The organism is Microcoleus sp. Aus8_D2 (assembly GCF_036702665.1).
GTDB lineage: Bacteria > Cyanobacteriota > Cyanobacteriia > Cyanobacteriales > Microcoleaceae > Microcoleus.
This window is the reverse complement of the sequence record NZ_JAUBUN010000033.1, coordinates 17,446-38,286: the sequence shown is the minus strand read 5'-3', so window position 1 is coordinate 38,286 and position 20,841 is coordinate 17,446. Positions and strand designations below refer to the sequence as shown.

Here is a 20,841-nt window from a genome sequence, read left to right as displayed (position 1 = left end):
GGGCGGGTTCACCAACCACCTTTGATTCACATCCCAAATATTCATAAACCCGCCCCACCCAACGATAAATCTCCACAGACATTATTCCTGTAGGGGCGGGTTCACCAACCACCTTTGATTCACATCCCAAATATTCATAAACCCGCCCCACCCAACGATAAATCTCCACATACATTATTCCTGTAGGGGCGGGTTCACCAACCACCTTTGATTCACATTCCAAATATTCATAAACCCGCCCCACCCAACGATAAATCTCCACAGACATTTTTTGCATTTAACAGAAATCAAAGTTCATGTAGGTGATCTGTTGTGTGGGGGCGGGTTTATCAAGATTATTTGTGGGATTCAAATATTGTTGGCGAACCCGCCCCTACAAAATTGCGGTCGTTCTATCCTACATGATATTATGTTACAGTTGCATTATTTTAAAATCATGATATGAGGCCAACACAAATGAATATAAAAAAGTGGAAATTCTGGCTAGTATTAGCAGCAATGACAGCAGTTTTATGTAGCTTCCAAATACCTACTTCAGCTCAAATTCCCAGATTATCCCCAACAAATACGCAACTCACTGCCGCCCAAAACCTCCAATCAGCCGGACTTTACCGCCAAGCTTGCAATAGTTTACTCCCAGTTTTAGAACTTACCCAATTCAATTGCCAAACCTTAATCGACAATCAAGTATCTCCGGCAGAAAAAGCAACAATTGAAAAATTGCCCAACACCGAAATCACCGCAGCGGGATTGAGAACATTAGGCGATGTACTCCGCGTGACTGGTGCTTTGAAAACTTCGGAAATTATGTTAAGCCGGAGTTTAGCTATCGCCCAAAACTTGCAGCTAAATCCCGCTATCAGCGCTGCTTATCTGAGTTTGGGAAATCTCCAGCGGGCGATCGCCAAACGGCAAGAAGATATCCGCAAGGATGCTAAGCTTAATTATGCCCAAGCTTTGGATTTTTACGAAAGGGCGATCGCCAATTCTGCCAAAACCGAACAGTTACAAGCTAAATTAAATAAACTGAGCCTGCTTGTCGAAACTCAACCCAACTCAGATATCGGCAACTTATGGCAAGAAATCAAGTCCCAAGTTGACAATTTGCCCGTCACGACTGAATCCATCTACACTCGCATCGACTTTGCCGAAAGCCTGACTTGTCTGAAAGTGCAAACAATGGAGCGATCGCAAATCGAGAAAATCTTACTACCTTTGCCGCCCGCAGTCAAACACTGTGCAGTCGCAGCCAAAGGTAAAACCGTAGCAAACCCCGAATTAATTTATATTGCAAAACTGTTGGCATCCGCAGCAAAAGATGCTACCAAATTAGGCAATTTGCGAGCCGAATCCTACGCCAAAGGCAGTCTCGGCGAATTGTACGAATTCACCGGACAAATATCAGATGCCAAGCAATTAACTAATCAAGCTTTAGGCATTGCACAGTCAATCCAAGCGGCGGATATTGCCTATCGGTGGCAGTGGCAATTGGGCAGATTGACAGTGAAAGATGAAGGAGAGACCAAAAATGCGATCGTAGCTTATCAAGCATCAGTTCAAACCCTCCAATCTTTACGCAAAGATTTAATTTCTGTCAATCCCGACGTGCAGTTTTCCTTCCGAGACAACGCCGAACCAGTTTACCGCGAACTTGTAGATTTACTCGTGACAAGCGAGGGAAATACTCAGCCAAGTCAGGCAAATTTAGAACAAGCTATTCAACAGATAGATGCACTTCAACTAGCAGAAATAGAAAATTTTTTGCGGTGCAATTTATCTCCTAGCATTGCCATAAACAAAATTCCCGATCCGCAAGCGGCGCTCATTTATCCAATTATCTTAGAAGACAAAATAGCAATTATCTTTCAAGTACCCGGAAAGCCACTGACATATCGCGAAACTCGCGTACCTCTAAAAATAGTAGAAACCACTCTGCAACGACTCAGAAACAACTTGCGAAAACCAGGGAATAACCCTCAAGTAATAGCTGAATCCCAAAAAGTTTACCAATGGTTGATCGAACCGCTGAAACCAGAACTGGAAAACAATACTCAAATTGAAACCTTAGTATTCGTATTGGATGGCGATTTGCGGAACATCCCGATGGCGGTGCTTTATGATGAAAAATCCGATAAGTATTTAGTACAAGATAAATATGCGATCGCAATTTCGCCACAACTCACACTTTTTGCACCTCAACCGCTACAACAAAAACTGAAAGTCTTCGTCGGTGGTATTGGTCAACCGCAAAATATTGACGGTAAAAACTTTGTAGTCATCCAGAAATTAAAGGAAGAATTAGAGGGAATTCGGAAAAAGGTACCAGCCAGTCAACCCCTGCTTGAAGCCAATTTTACCAAAACCAATATTCAAAATCAACTCCAAACAGGCAACTTTTCCGCAGTACACTTAAAAACTCACGGCGAATTTAGTTCCGACCCCGATGAGACCTATATTGTGGCTTACCAAACACTCCTCAAAGGTCAAGATATCGCCAGTTTAATCGAAACAGAGACTCAAGAGCGATCGACTAATATTGAATTGCTAGTTTTGAGCGCTTGTCAAACAGCATCGGGAGACAACCGAGCAGTTTTAGGACTTGCGGGAATAGCGGTGCGTGCGGGGGCGCGCAGCACTTTGTCAACTTTGTGGGAAGCACAAGATGCACCGAATACCCAACTGATGGTACAGTTTTATGAGGAACTGTCGAAACCTGGAATGACTAGGGCAAAAGCGCTGCATCTGGCACAGAAGTCTCTCTTTGAGAGATATCAGGCGGCGAATATTTGGGCTACATACATTTTAGTCGGTAATTGGCTGTGAATTCTGAGGACTCAAGTCCTCACTACAAACCTGTTCGTAGTAAGGACTTCAGTCCTTATTCACCACAACCGATCCCGCTAGCGGTTCTTGACTTAACTCTTGTTCTCCAATGAACTCTAACAATTTATTCCAGTCACTTCTTAATTTTGCATCGGTTGGGGAAGCTAACAGCAAATTTCCCAAACGAGTCAGCGAATCGTACCAAATATCCGGTGCACCCGTATTACTCAGGCGATCGGTTTCAGGGGTTGCAGCTACCCTTTGCACCCATCCCTCTACAGCCAAATCTGCTCGATCGTTTGTATTTTCCCGGCAGTATATTCTCAAATACCAATGATAAGATTGCCCCTCTGTTAAAGCATAGTTGGGAGATGCAGGCAAACTAATATTCACAATCCCTGGAGTTTTTGGTAGCTGGAAAGAAGTTTCGTAAATTAAAGTCTTCTCGTCTTGAGTTACCAGTACAAATTCTCCCCTTTTTAGATCTTCGGGAGCATAGGGAATATAAAACCAAAAGGTAGGATGGGCAGAAGTTGTCAAACGGTCATTTTTGTTGGGTATTAAAAGAGTCAGTACCTTACTTGTGCTTTTGCAGGATTTAGATGGGTCGAGTCCACCACCAGGTTTGGTATTAGAATCGGGAGGTGTGTTAGGTGTTTTCGATACTTTCGAGCCGGCCCCTGGTTTAGTGTTTTTGTCGGGTGGTGTGATTGGTGTTTTTATATCCGGCTTTCTCTGGGGTTTGGCGTTTTGTGCGATCGCAATTCCATGATTTTTGACAAAATTATTGTCTGCTAAAGTACCCGGATTTGCCAGCGCTGACGCAGAATCCACGGCCAAAATGAAACCCAACACCAACTGCAACTGCATTTTATACATAAAACCCCTCTTCTCTTCAGTCCCTCTGAGTTCGGACTTTGTTTGTGTAGACGCGGTTTCAACCGCCGAGATTTCTTCGAGGTTTCAACCGCCGAGGCTAATTAAGATCGATCGTACACAAACAAGATACCACCCGTGGCAACGAAAGCCAAACCCGCCGGAACCAAAGGCATCCAGCCCCCGAAAGTCAAAATTACCAGAGAACCTTGGTACAGCACAAAAATCATACCACCGCTAGCGATCGCCAACACCAAGAGCGATCGACTCCGCCAAGCCAACAGCCCGCCCGTCACAGCCAGCAGCCACACAAAAACAGCATCTCCCCACTGCAACCCTTGGAATGAGGGTAAAACCCACATTAGCGGCCTTTTATCGATCGCAGCGCTGAGGATTTGACTCACCATATGAGCATGAATCCAAACTCCCGGCATTTTACCGTAAGGAGTATCCGACTCATCCCTCGAAGCTTCCGAAGTATGACCAATTAAGACAATTTTGCCTTTGACTAAATCAGAGTTTATTTTTCCTTCCAATACTTCTTGCAAGGTCACTTTAAAACCTGGTTTGGGGTTGGCACGATAGTTAAGCAATATTTGACTCACTAACGGCTTTAAATCTTGATAACCTCCACTGCGAGTAGCCAATCTTTTGAATGTAACATCGCCAATTCGCCACTCTTCATTGTTAGTTATCTGTGATTTGATGCCTTGATTTTCCAAAAAACGCAAAGCCAACATAAAGCTGAAGCTATTGGAAATCTTACAATTGTTAGTAAAAGGAGAAAGGCTTGGTTCATAGGACAGAGATTGACGGCGAATACTGCTACCTTTTTCATGGCGCAATTCATCCGGAGTTAAATCGCTAAAACCAAGTTGATTTGTTGATTTTACTTTAGATAATTCTGGCGGTGGATCGTAATTTTTATCCTGCGAGCCATAACTGCATACAGTAATAATATTAGGATTGCTATCAAACAGGGAAATTAATTTTTTTCGTCCTGGTTCCCTTGCCGAATTGCGGTGCATATTCAAACCAATTGTTAAAGGTTGAAATTGCTGTAATTTGGCGATCGCCTCTGCTAAAATAGCATCAGTTTGAGGAAACTTGTACTTTTCAACATCCTTGTCTGTCACTTCCACCACCAGCAACCGATTATCGATTAATTCCGGTTGGCGCTGTCTCATTAGGCGATCGAGCATTGACAGTTCCAACGGCTCCATCACCCCCAGAAAGCGCGTTCCCATCACAGCCAGGGTACAGCCCGCACTTGCCAAAATCACCGACTTCAAGCGCGAAAAACCCTTAACCGGCGGTCTTTTCGGAGGCGTAGGAAGCGGAGTTAAATCCGGCTCCACAGCAGGCGAATCGGGGGCCAGCAAAAAATCGTTCCAAACCGCAGGCTTCGCTGCCGGATGCTGCCAAATTACAGGCAACCAACTAGCACAAGGAAAATCCTTTTCCCAAGTCTCCAACCGCCGCCGTGCTTCCCCCGCTGCGGCATACAAAGACTTGCCATCCACAAACTCTTTAAGAAAACACTTTAAAAATTCTTGAGCCACAAAATCCGGCACAAACTCCCGCATTAAAATCATTTGCGGAATCATCTGAAAATCATCTAAATTCCGAGCCAAACCCAACCCATCGCAACAGTTAAAAATTGCCAGTTGCAAACCATTTTTTACCGCTTTCCTCAATCCCGACCATAACTCATTAATTGTTAAAAAATCAGTTTGATTGATATATATTTTTCCAATATCGTCCTCAGTTTCCCCGTGTCCCGCAAAAAATATAATATCCCAAGATTGTTCCCAAAGTTCGTCGTTAATTTCGTCCTGTTTTCGTTCCACTAGAAACTTCACATCAGCATTCGGAGACAAATTCTCCAAAATTTTCTTATCTTGCGTGATATCAATTCCAGCACTGTTTCCCAGAATTGCTAAAATCCTCACCTTAGACTTGCGGATAGGTTGTCCAGGATTTTCTAGTGTTACATAGTTTAATTTACTCAGCGAAGGTTCTGCCTTCGGAAATCTTTCAAACAAATCCCACTGATTCCAAGGCAGCTTGTGCAAGTGCTTGTCATCTGTACAAATCACCACCCTTGCTTCTTCATCTGGATTTAAATTATCGCCAATTAGTCTATCTACCTTGGCAAATTCAGGAGACTTCAGCCAATCATTCAGCATCAACGCAAGTTTTTTCCCAGATTCTTTGCAATCATTCACAGGACTTCTGGCGTTAATTCTTTTAGGTTTAATCCGACGAAAAGACAATCCTTTAGCCGCCGCCGATTTCACAGCGGTATTTTTTTTTGTGTCTTTGTGCAAAAAAGGGTAAATTAAATGCACTAAATTTTGCTGGTGGTGCCGGGAATTTGTTCCCATAGCTCGATATTTTTCCAGCCAATGTTCTTCTTCAAAAGCGGCTATTTCCGGATTTGCAGGCAATCTTTTACTTTCCGTAAAGTCCGTAGAGGGAAATTGATTGTTTTTCCCAATTGTTAGGGTACACCGAAAACCTTCTTCGCAATTTCCATCTAATTTCACAACAATTAACTTATCCATAATTCACACCCCCTTTTGATAATTGACAATTAGATCAAAAAATTTTCAGTTACGCTAAAATCGCCCAAAGCCAACTTGACGCTAAAATGCTCTCCCGGTTCTCCGCTTAACTCAAATAGCAAATTTTCCGTCTTATTTGCTCTAGCTTGCATCAGAGGTTCACCTTCATCATCCAACACCATCAACTGCAAATCGTTCGGCAAGTTAGTTTGACCATTGGTGGGATAAACCTCTACCGAAATATCGATATCCGGTTCATCTGTTGTCATCAATTCCACAAATAAAGCTACTTGCTCTTTTCCCCACTCTAAGCTGAGTAATTTGCCTCGCTTGACTGCTACCTGCACATCTGCTGAAGCACTTTTTTCTACAACTTGGGGGCTTCGGAAAGCAAACTGCAATTCTGGTTTTGACTCGAACAGCGTTTGTGCTGTGTGCCAACTGCTATCGACAATATTGTGCAACCACTGACTGAGATTTACAGGCTTGAGCTCGTCTAAGTATTCTAGCAGGTTGTCGATCGACTTCAACTCGCTCAGTGGAATTTTTTCTCGAGCGCCATTTTTGACAAATCCCAGCAACTTCACCTCTTCGAGAGATTGACTTATCTCTACAGCAATATAACCGATTCTGTCCGATCGCACTTCTGCCGGAATCGAGACATCCTCTTCACCCTCCACTACCCAACGGCATTCCAGCTTCCCAATACCTTTGACATCCAAATCCGCAATATCCATGAATTTCTGAATGACAGGATTCCAAATATTGCTGGCCGCCAAATCCGTGTCTATTTCCATACACTGAAAATATAAATCGACTGCGTGCACGGCTAAAGCATTCAGATAAACCCGCTTGGCTTTTTTGGGGTCACTTTGTTGCTGCGAAAGGGTTTGAGCGCTGCGGCGCGCTGCTGGGGCGATCGGCATTGTCAAAACTAAATCAACTTCTGTGTTATTCATGATTCATCTCTGTTTTTGGGTGTTGAATGTCCTATAAGTATTCTCTGAATCTGGGCGTGAATTTCTCCAAAGACCTCTGGTAAAAACTGCTCAGACTAGATACACTTACTCCTAACTCTTCGGATATCTGCTGCAAACTTGCATCTTCTATCACTCTCTTAACCAGCAACAATTTAAAGTTGACGTGGGGGTGTCTTCTCATCACTTCGTTTTGAAAAAAATCGCCCGGATCTTCTTCAATCATCTCGATCAGAGCTGCTCCGATTGGACAAGATTCATATTCGGCTTGCTGCTTTTCCATTTGATTGAAAACTAGCTCCATATCTCCGTAGTATACAGTTGGTAAATCTTTTCTCCCTATAACTTTAGGGGTGGTTTCCTGAAAACATTTAACTATCAAGAAGTTTACCCACTGACTGACCTTTTTTTCAGGTCGATAGTTGTGAATTTCCCTGGAGATGCGAAACATCAGTTCCTGTTTGGCTTCAGCACAAATTTCCTGATAAATTGCATAGGAAAATTTCGTATTCTGCGGACAGTTAATGATTTTATATTTTTCAATTTCCATCACTAATCTAGTCACAGCTTTCTGTCGCCCTAAAGTTTTAGGCTGGTGATTTTTGGCAGCTATGGCTAGCTGTTTGAGCCGATCGTCAATCTCATCCTTAGTAGGCATCTCTTGTTCCAAGGTTACTCAGAAAAATAGTCTCCAACCAGCTATGCAGGCCGCCGGAGTTCAGCGAATGCTCCGAGAGCGACTGGTGCGCCCGCTCTCGGAGCGGGCACATCCCCTGCAATGCCTTCTATTTGCCTATCTGTGGGAATCTGCGATTTTTATGCAAAACTTCTGCATAATTTACAAAACTTTACATAAAGTGCGAATTTCTTGGCGCGGGGCTCTGTTGGTGCGCGGGGGCTCGGCGGTGCTGGCGGCGCACCCTACGGCAGATGTTTGGGCTTTGTGTTGAATGCTATAATCGGGCGACGATCGCCAGCACAGTCAAAAATTCGCAGGCGGGTCAGAAACCCGGTTTCTTCCTAGATACTTCGCTATCAAACCAAGATTTCTCACAGAAACCGGGTTGATGAGGCGTAAGTCGTGACAGTCAAAGATTCGCACCCACATCCAAATTTTTGCCAACTGCTGTCGCTAACTGCGCCGTCAAGGGCCCCAAAACCATGCACCACCAATCCCAGCAGCACCGCCAAAAACACGCGACTCTGAAAAAACTTAAAACAGCTATTTTTTACTGTTTGACAGCAATATTTTTTTGCCAGATCACCGCAAACCTCCCTACAATTGCTCAAAACGCAGATCCCGGCGGGCTTCAAGGGCAAGAAATGAGAGATATTCTCGATCGCGGAAACCTCACCGAAGCCGTCAACAGAATCGAAAAAGACTGGGAAGAAGACTATCAAAAATACTTGGAACAAGACTTTGCAGCCCGGGATAAAACCGCCCAAGAAATATCAAAAACACTTTCCCGCTTAGCAGTTCCAACCAAGAAAAAATCAGCTTTAATTTACGCCATCCCGCGCAGCGACCAACTAGAATTAATCTTAATATTGCCCGATCGCCCGCCAGTTAACCGCAGCGTCCCGCTAGCCAAAAAAGAGAACTTGCTGCGAGTAGTCCAAGAATTCAGCACCGAAATCACCAACCCCCAAAAAATCAACACCACCAGCTATCTCGAACCAGCCCAACAACTTTATCAATGGATAATTGCACCCCTAGAAACAGATTTGCAAAAAGCCAAAATTGACACCTTGCTGTTCTGCCTCGGCGAAGGTTTGCGAACCGTACCTCTAGCAGCAATGCACGACGGAAAGCAATTTCTGATCCAAAAATACAGCCTCGCCCGCATTCCGGCATTCAAGCTCACAGAGATCAATTATGCTGACCTCAGAAACTCCCAAGTCTTAGCAATGGGAGCATCAATTTTCTCGGAAACGGCGAACAAACAACCGCTACCGGCAGTGCCGTTAGAATTAAGTGCGATCGTCCGACAGTGGCCCGGTCAATCCTTTGTCAACGAAGATTTCACCATAGTAAACTTGCAATCCCAGCGCTTGCAACAAAGATACGGCATCATCCACCTCGCGACTCACGCGGAATTCCGCCCGGGAACCCCAAATAATTCCTACATTCAATTTTGGGACACCCAACTCACACTCGATCAAATGAGAGATTTGAAATGGAAAAATCCGCCGCTGGAACTGTTAGTATTGAGCGCCTGTCGAACCGCGTTGGGAGACAGAGAAGCAGAACTCGGATTTGCTGGTTTAGCGCTGCAATCGGGAGCCAAATCTGCCCTCGCCAGTTTGTGGTATGTCAGCGATGCGGGGACTCTGGCGCTGATGACTGAGTTTTACCAGCAGTTGAAAGTCAGCAAGCCTAAAGATCCTCCTATCATTAAAGCTGAAGCTCTCAGGCAAGCACAAATTGCTGCGATCAAAGGTAAAGTCACTATAGAAAATGGTCAACTTCGGAGTTCTAGGGGCGAAACTCCGTTACCTCCATCTATCCCGAAACTCGACAGCAAAGATTTATCGCATCCTTATTATTGGGCAGCTTTTAGTATGATCGGCAGTCCTTGGTAGGTGGGGGGGAGAAACAGGCAATATCCCTGTTCCACAATTGGGGAGAAACAGGCAAGATGCCTATTCCACAATTTTGTAAAAACCGGCAAGATGCCTGTTCCACAATTGGGTAAAAACAGGCAAGATGCCTGTTCCACAAGTGGGTAAAAACAGGAAAAATGCCTGTTCCACAATTTGGTAAAAACAGGAAAAATGCCTGTTCCACAATTTGGTAAAAGCCGAAAAAATGCCTGTTTTACAATTTGGTAAAAGCCGAAAAAATGCCTGTTTTACAATTTGGTAAAAGCCGAAAAAATGCCTGTTTTACAAGTTGGGTAAAAGCCGAAAAAATGCCTGTTTTACAAGTTGGGTAAAAACCGAAAAAATGCCTGTTTTACAAGTTGGGTAAAAACCGAAAAAATGCCTGTTTTACAAGTTGGGAGCAATTGCATAAATCCTTTATTGATACAGAAACCGCAGATGTCAGGCAGATGCAACCGACGATGCAACGCAGATGGATTTCCAGATACTTTGGGAATGAGTGCAAGAGGTCTCATGGGGAAAGAAACAGGCTTTTGGGTCAGTTCTATCATGCAAGCATCTGTAGGGAAACCGCATTGCCGTGTCCGGCGTGAGACTCTGCCGAATCGCGATATCTTTGGTAAGATCGATCGCCATCAGCGATACCTGTAGGGAAACGGCAAGGCATAAGTCTGGCGGCTCTACAGGTATCGCGCGATCGAGCCTCTTGACCGACACTGGTGATAGGCTGTACAACATAAAGTAATCCAAGATCTGTAGCTGTCGCTCAACCAACCACCACCAACTTGTGACCAATCAAGCGGGAGCATTCAAGGGGAAACAAACATGAAAAAATTAGAATTTTTACTACAGAAAGAAGGCGATCGCGCCTGGTTGCCCCTAGAAACCCCCGACGTGGAAATTCTAGAAGGCAAATATCGCGTCGTGGCGCGCATTCAGCACCCCAACACCGACATCGAAATTCGCATCACCCATACATCCTTCGACGAAGTGGCCCCACAGCGGAAAGTCCAAAGCCGATCGGCCCGCACCAATCCCGAAGGATTAGTCGTGATCATTCCCTACACCCGTCTTAAGCCCGGAATCTGGGAACTCTCCTGCTTGCCCGATCCCAAATCAACACCCGCAAAACCTTGGCAGTACGGCGTGCAGTTGGAAGTATTACCCGCAGAATCGGAAACCTCCGAACCCCTACCGCCGATCGACTCCTCCGAAGCCGCCACCTCATCCTCAGACTCAGAAAACGCTTCCCCAGTCGATCGCCCGGCCTCAGAAAACGCTTCCCCAGTCGATCTGCCCGCACCAACCCAACCCCCAGCAGCCATCCCAGCACCGCAGCCGACCAAAATCTACCAATTCCCCCTTCCCCAAACCCCTCAGCCGCCCAAAGCCCCAGTCAAACTCGAACTCGAACTTGTACTCGATCGAGAAACCTTCGTGACTCAACTCGGCCGCCCCTTAATCATTTCCGGCAAAATCGACATTCCCCAACCGCCCCAAACCACCAGAAAAACAGCAACTCTCATCCCCGAATCCCAAACTCTAGAACTGCAAAAACTCATCGGTTCAGCACAAATACAAATCTACCTGCGCGATCCCCAAACCTCAAAAATACTCGCCCAAATCCAGCAGCCGATGCCAGAACAAGCTCCCCCCTGCATCTTTGCCTGCGTCACCTACATCCCAAAGGAGTGCAAAAGCCGCCTAATTCTAGGAGAAGCAATACTCAGCAGCGGCGGCGTTACCCTAGCCACCAAACTATTCACAATTACAGCGCGTTTAGAACATTTGCTAGAGGCAATTAAAGAAAATTTCATCGAAGAAAAGCATCAAGCAGAACCCTCTCCAACCGCAGCAAAACCGCCTCGGAGCGCCACAAATCTATCCTTTTTCAAGCTAGTAGAAAAATCCTTAGAGCCTCCATCCCCCGCCGACGCCCCAACCAGTGAATCCCCAACCAACGAGCCCCTACCCCCTCAACTGAGTGCCCGTCAGACCCCAAGTGCGGGCGGTCTAGAATTGCCGGCATTCGGTAACAAACCGCCCGACAGCAGCCGATCGCAATTGCTCTCTGAAATTTCCAATTCCCCTAAAACAGCCGCAGGGGCGATCGACCAACCAGCCAAACCTTTAGACCAGCCAACAGCCACAGAAAAGACCGAAGTTCGGGCGATCGACCAAAAACCAGAAAACAGCCCCGAACCAGAAACAACAGCCCCAGAAAGTCCGCCAGCACCCTCAAAACAGGCATTTCAAACCTTAAAAGTCGAAAATAGATTTTGGTCGAGGCTGAGTTCCCTAGCCAGCACCGGCGAATCGCCCGAATGGCTGAAAGCAACCACCCTGTCGCCAACTCCAAAAGCCGCGCCAAATAGCAGCGAGGCGATCGCCGTCGTGGAAGAAAGCAGCCCCACCCAGCAGCAGCCCGCAACCAGCGAAACCATTTCCGAACCCCAACCAACCGGCCCGGAAGCCAGAGAATTTGTGGTTTTTGACGAACCCCCGCAGCCGAAACAAGTTGCTCAAAAAACCACAAAAGTCGAAGCAGAAGCAGCTCCCCCAACTCCCTACGTTTTACCAGAAGACGAGTTAGTACCGATGCCAATCTTGGAATTGCCGCGCGCCGAAATCCTCGCGGGCCAGGCTGTAACAGTGAAAGTGCAACTACCGGAATTAATGCCCCGGATTTATGTAAAAGTTTGGGTATTCGATCGGCAAACCTACCTAATTCTCGACGGGCCGCGCTGGATCACCGAATTTACAGCTACCGGGTTAGGAAATATGCGAGCAAGTATCGAGTTAGAGATTCCCTACGGCTGCATGGAAGTCGAATTTGAGGCGATCGCCGTGGAAATGCAAACTCAGCGGGAAAGTCACAAAGTCAGCGTTCACCGCCAAGTTTTACCCCCAGCCGGGCCAACTTTGCCCCTGGATGAGTGAGTTGTCGATCTCTCGATCAATGAATAATATTCAGATCGACAACCATAATAAAATTGGTTCGTAGTGAGGAATGCGAGTCCTTCTTACCCTAGGACTAAAATCCTCACTACAAACTAATTTTATTGTAGGTAATCTACCGGACATAATATAAGGACTCGCATTCCTTACTACAAACTTAATTGTGGTATTTTTTCAGGTCGATCGCACTAACTGCCGAAACTTCTTCTTAAACTTATTCTTGTACACGTAGATCGATCGCTGCAAATCCTCAACTTGCAGCGACATCTCCGCAGCCAAACCCGTGCGGTTCCAAGCATCCTCCTGACACTTGCGGCGGCAAAAATTCATCGGTTCCGAGTAAACTTTAGATGTCGATAAAGTCGGTTTCGGCCCGCACCAGTGAATCACAGTCGCCTCAGGGCGATCGCCCGCAGGCCCGCTTGACTCCATCGGAAACCGCTTTCTCACCCAATCCTGGTCAAAATCCGGCACCAACAACTGCATATCCACATTCTGCACCCGCAGCCGATTTTCTTGCGCCGCCCGGAAAATCATAAAGTTCAAAAACCCCATTTCTCCGTACTTAAAAATCCCCGGATGTGACTCCGTAAAATCTAAAATTTCTATGTATTCTTCCAAGCTAAAAACACCGCGTTTAGCAAAAAAAGTACCAGTGCAGAAATAATTTGCTCGAAATTTCGACCAACTAAAACTGGGGTAATACTTCTCAACACCCGGAATATCAAAGAAAAACTTGGAAATATCGGCATCCGAATTTTCCTGACAAGGTTGGTCTACAGTAAAATCAAAATCCTGAAAATTAGCCAACTTGAGAACATCGCCCCAGACGATCGTATCGGCATCCAAAACCATAAAATTTGACCAAGGACTTTCCCAGAAAGCAATCATTTTAGTTTTCCCCCAACCAAAACTTCTTTTCCTGAGAACCTCTTGGGAAACCGTTGTGCGATCGATAACTCGCACCCCATAGGACTTTTCTAAAGCACTCACAGAAAACGTACCGTCAATCAACAAACAAATCGGCACATCTCCCAGGAAATATCTAATGCTAGCACAGCAACCCTTAGCAAACAGATAATCCTGGTCGCAGCAGGCAATAATAATACCAAAATCTTCCATAACTCCTCACTCTTTTACTAACTTTCCCACCCACAGGCTTAGGGTTTTTGGTTTTTCCAGCAGCTCTATTTTCGAGTTCTGCATTTTCGCTAGCTTAGCACTAAACTTCTGCGATCGCCCGTAGACAAAAACATCGCTAAAACCGCTGGGAATCTTGGGTATAGTTGGTGTGTCAAGCAACTGAGCTTGACTGCGCGCGATCGGGTCCAGCAACACCAATTGCAGCATCACTTTCGGTTCTAACAAATGACTCATTGACAGTATATTTCCCAGACTGACTTCCGAGATATCACTGACAACCAGTGGCCTTGGGGCGCGATCGATCCTGCGAGCAATTGCGGGATTTTCCCGGCCCAATTCCTTAGTCCACCAAGTCTCGGCTTGAGAACTAACAGCATTCGACAGCACAGAGCCCGTTAGCAGTACAACTGTCAGAACTTTCCACACCTGCCGTTTCCAGCAAGGCACGCCCAGCCCGCTAATTTGAGTCGCTAACAGGTAAGCAACAGCTATTTGCATCCCCAAATAAGTCGGAAATAGGTAGCGGGGTTTAGTCGATCGGATTCCTCCCAATATAACATCCGGCAGCATCACTGCCAGTGCTGTCACCGCCATCAACGTCACCACAAACAGCCAAACCTGTTTGCTTGTCTGAGAACACAGAAAATAAACTGCATACCCTACGATGGCAAATAAAATTAAACTAGCTGCCATCAACGCAATCAAATATATTGATGTCGCCTGAGAAGTTAGCCCAAAATCCCAAAAAATGCGACCTATATTTCCGATCCAATTACTAATTAAAGAGCGCCAGGTAATTTCTAGACCTGCCCAATTTGTCGCCCCTGAGGCTGCCCTTTTATTTGCCATCAAAATTACCATCCACGGCACAAATGCTAGTAAAGACATGGCACTTGCTATCAGGTAATTAACTACCTTGTTATTCAACCTAAAACCTTGCATTATCCCTACATAAATTCCGTGTCCTAAGGCAACTAACAGGCTAAACAAGTGAGTGTAAATTCCCAAAATATTTGCTACTGCGTAAATGCTCCAACTCAGCTTAGTTTGAACCCGCATTGCTCGCAGCAGAGACGCACAAGAAAGTAAAATCATCGCCTGCCACAAACTGTAAGGACGCGCTTCTTGAGCGTAAAGCACGTGCAAGGGAGAAACTGCTAGCAATCCCACCGCTATCCACGCCACTTCCGGCGCTGCAAACAATTCTCGGCACAGCCAGTACAGGCAAGGAAACACTAACAAACTCATCCAAACTGAGAAACTTCTCGTCGAGAAAGGAGAATCACCGAATAGTTTTGCCCAATACTTGACTGCCAGAAAATACAGCGGCGGCAGTTGAGGTTCTTCAATTGCCAAACTTTTAACAGTATCGCCCAAATTTTTGGTCGGATTGGAGCGCTGATATTTCATCAAATCTTTTGCCGCTACTAACTGAACGCTGCTTATTTCATGCAGCACTTCTGTTTGCGTGTATCCCGAAATCCGCAGGGAAGTAAATACTTCATCGTACCAATAAAACTTTTTGTCGATGTTGGCGAAGCGAAAAAACACTCCTAATATCAATAAAACAAGTACTAAAAACCGCAGTTTGCTTTTCATCAAAGTCATAGATCGTGTCAAAAAATATAGATGCTGCGCCTCAATGTAACATACCAGATCGAGGTTGACTGGATTGCCAAATCTACAGGTTGTTCGATCGCCCTGCCATAACTTGCGGCATTTACTTGTGCTGTGAGCAAATTAGCACAGCCCTGGATGCACTCCTTACTCTCATAAACCGGGTTTTTCAACCAGGGTAAAAGCCATAGGGGTAAGTATTTTCGTCGCTCAAACCCGATTGATGCGTCCGGGAATGCGCAGGCTAAACGGAGAATTTGGCAGTAGCATAAATCACAGACAAAAGGTGCTTTGAGAGACATGGGCTGTGCCCAAAAAATAACTGGCCCTGAAACGCCTTCGCAGCTCGCAGACAAAACTCTAATTTCAGCTCGCAGACATTCAGTCGGCTGCCGCTGTCAGACCACCCAAAAATTGTGTTAAAATACTGGCAAATTAAACCAGCCGACGAGCAGTCTCAAAAATGCCGATCGCCCTCGCAAGTCCCGGCGGCTGGGGGCATCAGAAAACCCAAATTGGTCAAGCCTGAAATTTTGCCCGGAAGGGCTACATCTACCAGCCTTTACGCTTCCGTTCCCCACTCCAGGCGGGAAAATAGCCCCTTCCTGGCCACGAGGTTTAAAGTTAGGTTAAAAAGCTTGACATAATAGGATCGAAAGCTGTATAAGGGATGCGGCAATCAGCAAAAATCTTACCTATAACTGTCTGTTAACTCAGGCATCAGCGAGGACTATCAGTATTTGTCAGTTTGAGGCAGATTGTGGCCGAAGCCGTACAACCAGTGGTCGATCGCCCTTTCGGAGAAAGCAACTCCAGCAAGTATGGCGACCTTTGAGATGAAATTAGCAGGTGATGGTATAATCAACCGTAGTGTAATGTGGGCTTGACCTGAATTGAGGCCTGAGCCGTACAAGGGGCCAGCCCTCTAGGTTCAAGCAGCAACTAGACACGCCTACTGTGAATCAACAGTTATGGATAGGTTCTATTCTGGCAGTTATTGTCAACAGGCAAGCAACCACAAAAATTATCAGTTGGGAATTGCCGATCGAGTTGAATAGAGTGTGAAGGTGTGAGGAAAATGAACAGAACTTTTTGGAATTTACTTCTAGTATCCCCGGCAATTCTGGGGCTATCATCAGTCGTCAGTGCCACTGCGATCGCCGCTGAAGCGACCGCAACCGCTGAAGCCAACCAGCTAGCCACAGCGAAGCCATCTGAGTCAAAAATTATTGCAGCATCAGTTGCAGAAGCAGTTGCAGAAGCAGTTGCAGAAGCAGTTGCAGAACCAGTTGCAGCAGCCCCTGCTGCCCCAGAAAAGCTGGCTTTAAACAGCAGCGCTCCGGCGGCCGAAACCCCGATCGCCAACTCCGCAGACGCCGAAAAACTGGCAGCAATCGAACCAGACACCAGCGCCGCAGCACTGCCAACAGCAGCGATCGACATCAATGCAGCAGCCCCAATCGCCCCCGCCACCACAGCGGCAGCGACTGAGCCCCTAGCTGCTGCCAACACAGCCGAACCATCGCCCCAAGCATCAGACTTGGCAGCGCCCAGCAGCCCCACAGCAACCGCTGCAAAAATTGAAGTGCCAGCAGTCGCCAGCACTCCAGCTACTAAGGTAGAAATTGCTCAGACAGCACCCGCCGGCATGGGCGGCCCGATCGTCCCAGCAGCACCCCAAGAGCTGCCGGCCGAACCATCCGGAGCCATGTCCCAGGTGACATCGGTCTCTCAGCTCTCCGACGTGCGGCCGACAGACTGGGCATTCCAAGCTCTGCAATCCCTAGTCGAACGCTACGGTTGTATCGTAGGCTATCCCGACGGCACCTACCGCGGCAACCGCGCCCTGACTCGCTACGAATTTGCAGCCGGCGTCAACGCTTGCTTAGACCAAGTAACCAAGCAAATTAGCTCGGCAACATCGACCTTCGTCACCAAAGACGACTTAGCCATCCTGCAACGCCTGCAAGAAGAATTTGCAGCCGAACTCGCTACCCTGCGCGGACGAGTAGACGGCCTGGAAGCTCGCACCGCAGAACTCGAAGCCAACCAGTTTTCCACCACAACCAAACTGGCAGGAGAAGCCATTTTTCTCGCCAGCGACACCTTCGGAAATGGTGTCGGCCTGCACGACGACAAAACTGCCACAACCCTCGGCTACCGGGTGCGGTTGAACTTCAACACCAGCTTCACCGGTCGAGACTTGCTCAGAACCCGCTTGCAAGCTAGAAACATCCCCAACTACGGTGCAGCCACTGCCACTAATACGAACATGGCTCGCCTCGCCATCACCGGCGAAGACGGCAGCCAATTCTCCCTCGATCAATTGTGGTATCGCTTCCCCGCAGGCAACGCTACAGTCTACTTCGGCCCGAAAGGACTGAGGCTCGATGACGTTGCGGAGCTGACTTCTCCATTTGAATCGACTGGCAACGGTGCTGTTTCCGCGTTTGGACGTTACAACCCCGCAGTGTTCCGCGGCCCCGAAGGAGCAGGTGCTGCGCTCAAATACAACTTCGGCCCTCTGAGAGCCACAGCAGCCTATCTTGCTTCCGACGGCGACGCTCCCAACCCAGCCAATGGCCGGGGCGTTGCCGACGGTTCTTTCAGCGCTTTGGGTCAGCTCAACTTAAATCTGGGCCAAGCATTTGATGTTGGTGTTACCTACAACCACAAATACAATCGGGGTGGCGATGTTGCAATCATGGGCAATACGGGCAGTTCTTTAGCTAACCGGCCCTTCGGTCAAGCATCGACTACATCAGATAACTATGGGGTGCAAGTTAACTTCAAACCCAGCCGTCGCTTCCAGCTTGGCGGTTGGTACGGTTACACCAAGGCTCACCAAGAACGCGGCGCCAGCAATGACGCTACTGTTCAGAATGGTGCTGTTTTCTTGGCGCTGCCAGATTTTGGTAAGCCTGGGAACCTGCTCGGTTTTATCGCCGGCGTACCGCCAAAAGTTACTAAGAGCGATGTCACCAGAGACCGCGACACCTCTTATCACTTAGAGGGTTTTTATCGCTTCCAAGTTAATGACTTTATTTCGGTGACACCGGGCGTTTACGTGATTCTGAATCCGGAACATAACAAACGCAATGACGATATCTGGGTAGGAGTCCTGCGGACAACCTTTAGTTTCTAAGGTTTCCAGAGTTCTAGTTAAAGCTAAAAGCGGCAGTCACCTGCCGCTTTTAGTTTTTAGTTTTTAGTTTTTAGTTTTTGGGCATGGGGCATGGGGCATGGGGCATGGGGCATGGGGCATGGGGCATGGGGCATGGGGCATGGGGCATGGGGCATGGGGAATTGGGCATTGGGCATTGGGCATTGGGCATTAGTCGGTCAACTGACAACTGATACCATTTTTTTAAAGTTCTGAAAGACTTACTTAAGAACTTAAAGCCAGAATTACATATTTCTGGTCGTTCTCAATCTCTATCATTTCTTTAAAAAAATGGTATGACAACTGTCAACCCTTCTCTTGCGCTCTTCGGGCAAACTGTCAACCCTTCGGCAAGCGATCGGGCAAGCTGACAACTGACAACTGACAACTGACAACTGACAACTGACAACTGACAACTGACAACTGTCAACTGACAACTGTCAACTGTCAACTGTCAACTGACAACAAGATTAGGAATTTTGGCGGCAAATCCCGAATACGGATGTGTAACCGTGCAGAAATGTGCTGCCGCCGACGGGGCCGATTTCGCCGTTGCAGAAAAAGCCGCTCAGGGGGATGTTTTTGAGGTATTTGCCGAACAGTCGCGAGTCAAAGTTCGATTGACCGTAAAGCCCTTCACCGCGCCCCAGACAAGAGAACATCAAGGCGCCGGCGCTGGATGTACCCCTGTCCTCGGCCGCCCGCTGATGCCGATCGAGCAGCATTTCTAGGTCTTCGGCGGAGGTGCGCGCGTCCCGCAGGTGGAATTGGATGCGCTGTCCGGGACGGACTCGATCGCCGATCGCAATTGCCCCCACTTTCGGATCTACTCCCAACAGATTGCGGATTAAAAAATCTCCCGGCTCTAATGTCATCTTGAATTCATCGCTGACTAAGCCGACAAATAACGAGTGCTGGGCTAATTCTCGGTCTGCTTCGCTCAAAGTCTGAACTAACTCTCGCAGGGCCTCTAAGGGCGATCGCTCGATGCCCCGGCCCCTACCGGTATCATCGGTTTGTTCTTCGAGTTTCAGCAAAATATTGCGCTCTCCTTCCGTCACCCGATAGGGATGCCCGATCGGCCTACAGCCTTGCGCGACGATCGTTTCCAAAACTATATTCCCGCTCAAAGCAACTCCCACCGTCCCTTCTCGGTAAAGCTGATAGTCGCAAAACAGCGCCGCGCCTCTGGAACCGTCCCCGCCTGCGAGTCCTCCTACCTTCGGCGCACCCGGATAGGCATAATCTAGCCCTTGCAGCAAATCGTTAATTTTTGCCGAAAATGGGTCTGCCAAGATGATGAACTGCGGTTCTTCCTGGGCCGGCACGCCCAAGAGATCCACCCAAGTATCTGGGGGACTGTCTAAGTCCGGCAGTTCTTCTGCACCGATGTGAAATGTTCTGACATTCACTCCAGGTAAGCGGGCCAGACTCAGGCTGACGGCTGGAGAACCCTCCACTTCTTCGGTGATCCCTCCCCGGTTCGTGCCGATGACTCCTCCCCCGCCGCAGCCCAGAATCGCGGGCACGGGCAGCAGTTCTCGCAGTAAAGGCATCAGCCGAGAATACTCGCTAGCAAAGGCAGATGAGATAAATATCAGCGCTAAATCTGCCGGGCATTCTAATTGGCGATCGGCTTGTTCTACAACTTCTTTCAGCGCTGATTCCAAAGACGGACGGGTTGATAAGGCGCTGACCCATTGCATTTGGTTTTGCTTGTCCATAAGGCGAACTTCTTTATAAAACTATCTCTATACCTTAGGCTAACCGGAACTGGCCGCTGGCGGGACGGTTTTCTGGGGCGATCGATTTCCCTCCAAGGCGGTTCTTGTGTTAACATAAGTTAACATGAGTGTCCCATAAATCCGTTGAGTGTTAAATATCGTGTTCAGCTAAATCTTAAAAAATAAAGCTCAATACAGTTTGACACACCAACCTCGTGTAATGTTTTTATCAAAAGTAAGGTCGGCTCGACCTGCATTGATGCCTGTGGACTAGAATCCGCCAACAGGCTAAAGTCAAGCAGGAAGTAGAGACGGCTTCCAACCGCAGTTATGGATCGGTTCTATCGGAGCTGCAACAGCACATCTCAAGCTAGTATTAGCTGGGGTCG

14 protein-coding genes are annotated in these 20,841 nt (G+C 47.3%); 6 read left to right on the top strand and 8 right to left on the bottom strand.

The window, feature by feature from the left end:
* The coding region (locus QUB64_RS22950; RefSeq protein ID WP_333394219.1) for a hypothetical protein at nt 1-277 on the bottom strand (277 nt) is incomplete at its 3' end.
* A 179-nt stretch (nt 278-456) separates the two neighbouring features.
* On the opposite strand from QUB64_RS22950, the gene QUB64_RS22945 reads away from it, so the two are divergent.
* Entirely contained in the window at nt 457-2,823 is a 2,367-nt protein-coding gene (locus QUB64_RS22945; RefSeq protein ID WP_333325897.1) for a CHAT domain-containing protein, read from the top strand.
* Nucleotides 2,824-2,871: 48 nt separating this feature from the next.
* Here QUB64_RS22945 and QUB64_RS22940 read toward each other — a convergent pair whose 3' ends face one another.
* The 4 genes from QUB64_RS22940 to QUB64_RS22925 all read right to left on the bottom strand — a co-directional run bounded on the left by QUB64_RS22940 (nt 2,872) and on the right by QUB64_RS22925 (nt 7,901).
* On the bottom strand, nt 2,872-3,702 hold the full coding sequence (locus QUB64_RS22940) for a DUF928 domain-containing protein (protein WP_333276387.1): 831 nt from the start codon (nt 3,700-3,702) through the stop codon (nt 2,872-2,874).
* A 101-nt stretch (nt 3,703-3,803) separates the two neighbouring features.
* Nucleotides 3,804-6,266 carry a CHASE2 domain-containing protein gene (locus tag QUB64_RS22935; RefSeq protein WP_333276390.1) on the bottom strand — a complete coding sequence of 821 codons (2,463 nt, stop codon included), beginning with the start codon at nt 6,264-6,266 and terminating at the stop codon, nt 3,804-3,806.
* 29 nt (nt 6,267-6,295) lie between these two features.
* Complete coding sequence (locus tag QUB64_RS22930) at nt 6,296-7,225, bottom strand: DUF1822 family protein (RefSeq protein ID WP_333276393.1); 930 nt, start codon at nt 7,223-7,225, stop codon at nt 6,296-6,298.
* 31 nt (nt 7,226-7,256) lie between these two features.
* On the bottom strand, nt 7,257-7,901 hold the full coding sequence (locus QUB64_RS22925) for a hypothetical protein (RefSeq protein WP_333276396.1): 645 nt from the start codon (nt 7,899-7,901) through the stop codon (nt 7,257-7,259).
* 67 nt (nt 7,902-7,968) lie between these two features.
* Between QUB64_RS22925 and QUB64_RS22920 the strand changes: the two genes are divergently transcribed.
* The 3 genes from QUB64_RS22920 (at nt 7,969) to QUB64_RS22910 (ending at nt 12,787) form a co-directional block, all read left to right on the top strand.
* Entirely contained in the window at nt 7,969-8,193 is a 225-nt protein-coding gene (locus tag QUB64_RS22920) for a hypothetical protein (RefSeq protein WP_333276400.1), read from the top strand.
* A 166-nt stretch (nt 8,194-8,359) separates the two neighbouring features.
* Nucleotides 8,360-9,826 carry a CHAT domain-containing protein gene (locus QUB64_RS22915; RefSeq protein ID WP_333276403.1) on the top strand — a complete coding sequence of 489 codons (1,467 nt, stop codon included), beginning with the start codon at nt 8,360-8,362 and terminating at the stop codon, nt 9,824-9,826.
* 846 nt (nt 9,827-10,672) lie between these two features.
* Nucleotides 10,673-12,787, top strand: a complete 2,115-nt coding sequence (locus QUB64_RS22910) for a hypothetical protein (RefSeq protein ID WP_333276405.1) — start codon at nt 10,673-10,675, stop codon at nt 12,785-12,787.
* A gap of 192 nt (nt 12,788-12,979) precedes the next feature.
* On the opposite strand, the gene QUB64_RS22905 is transcribed toward QUB64_RS22910, so the two are convergent.
* Both QUB64_RS22905 and QUB64_RS22900 read right to left on the bottom strand, forming a co-directional pair.
* Nucleotides 12,980-13,927, bottom strand: a complete 948-nt coding sequence (locus tag QUB64_RS22905; RefSeq protein WP_333276407.1) for a hypothetical protein — start codon at nt 13,925-13,927, stop codon at nt 12,980-12,982.
* Nucleotides 13,928-13,933: 6 nt separating this feature from the next.
* Nucleotides 13,934-15,499, bottom strand: coding sequence for a glycosyltransferase family 39 protein (locus tag QUB64_RS22900; protein ID WP_333276410.1), 1,566 nt, complete (start codon nt 15,497-15,499; stop codon nt 13,934-13,936).
* A gap of 1,144 nt (nt 15,500-16,643) precedes the next feature.
* Between QUB64_RS22900 and QUB64_RS22895 the strand changes: the two genes are divergently transcribed.
* Both QUB64_RS22895 and QUB64_RS22890 read left to right on the top strand, forming a co-directional pair.
* Nucleotides 16,644-18,710, top strand: a complete 2,067-nt coding sequence (locus QUB64_RS22895) for an iron uptake porin (protein ID WP_333276413.1) — start codon at nt 16,644-16,646, stop codon at nt 18,708-18,710.
* A gap of 90 nt (nt 18,711-18,800) precedes the next feature.
* Nucleotides 18,801-18,944: a hypothetical protein gene (locus QUB64_RS22890; RefSeq protein WP_333325911.1), complete on the top strand. Its 144-nt coding sequence runs from the start codon at nt 18,801-18,803 to the stop codon at nt 18,942-18,944.
* A 254-nt stretch (nt 18,945-19,198) separates the two neighbouring features.
* Here QUB64_RS22890 and QUB64_RS22885 read toward each other — a convergent pair whose 3' ends face one another.
* Nucleotides 19,199-20,452, bottom strand: a complete 1,254-nt coding sequence (locus QUB64_RS22885; RefSeq protein WP_333276419.1) for an FIST signal transduction protein — start codon at nt 20,450-20,452, stop codon at nt 19,199-19,201.
* Between the last annotated feature and the right edge of the window lie 389 nt (nt 20,453-20,841).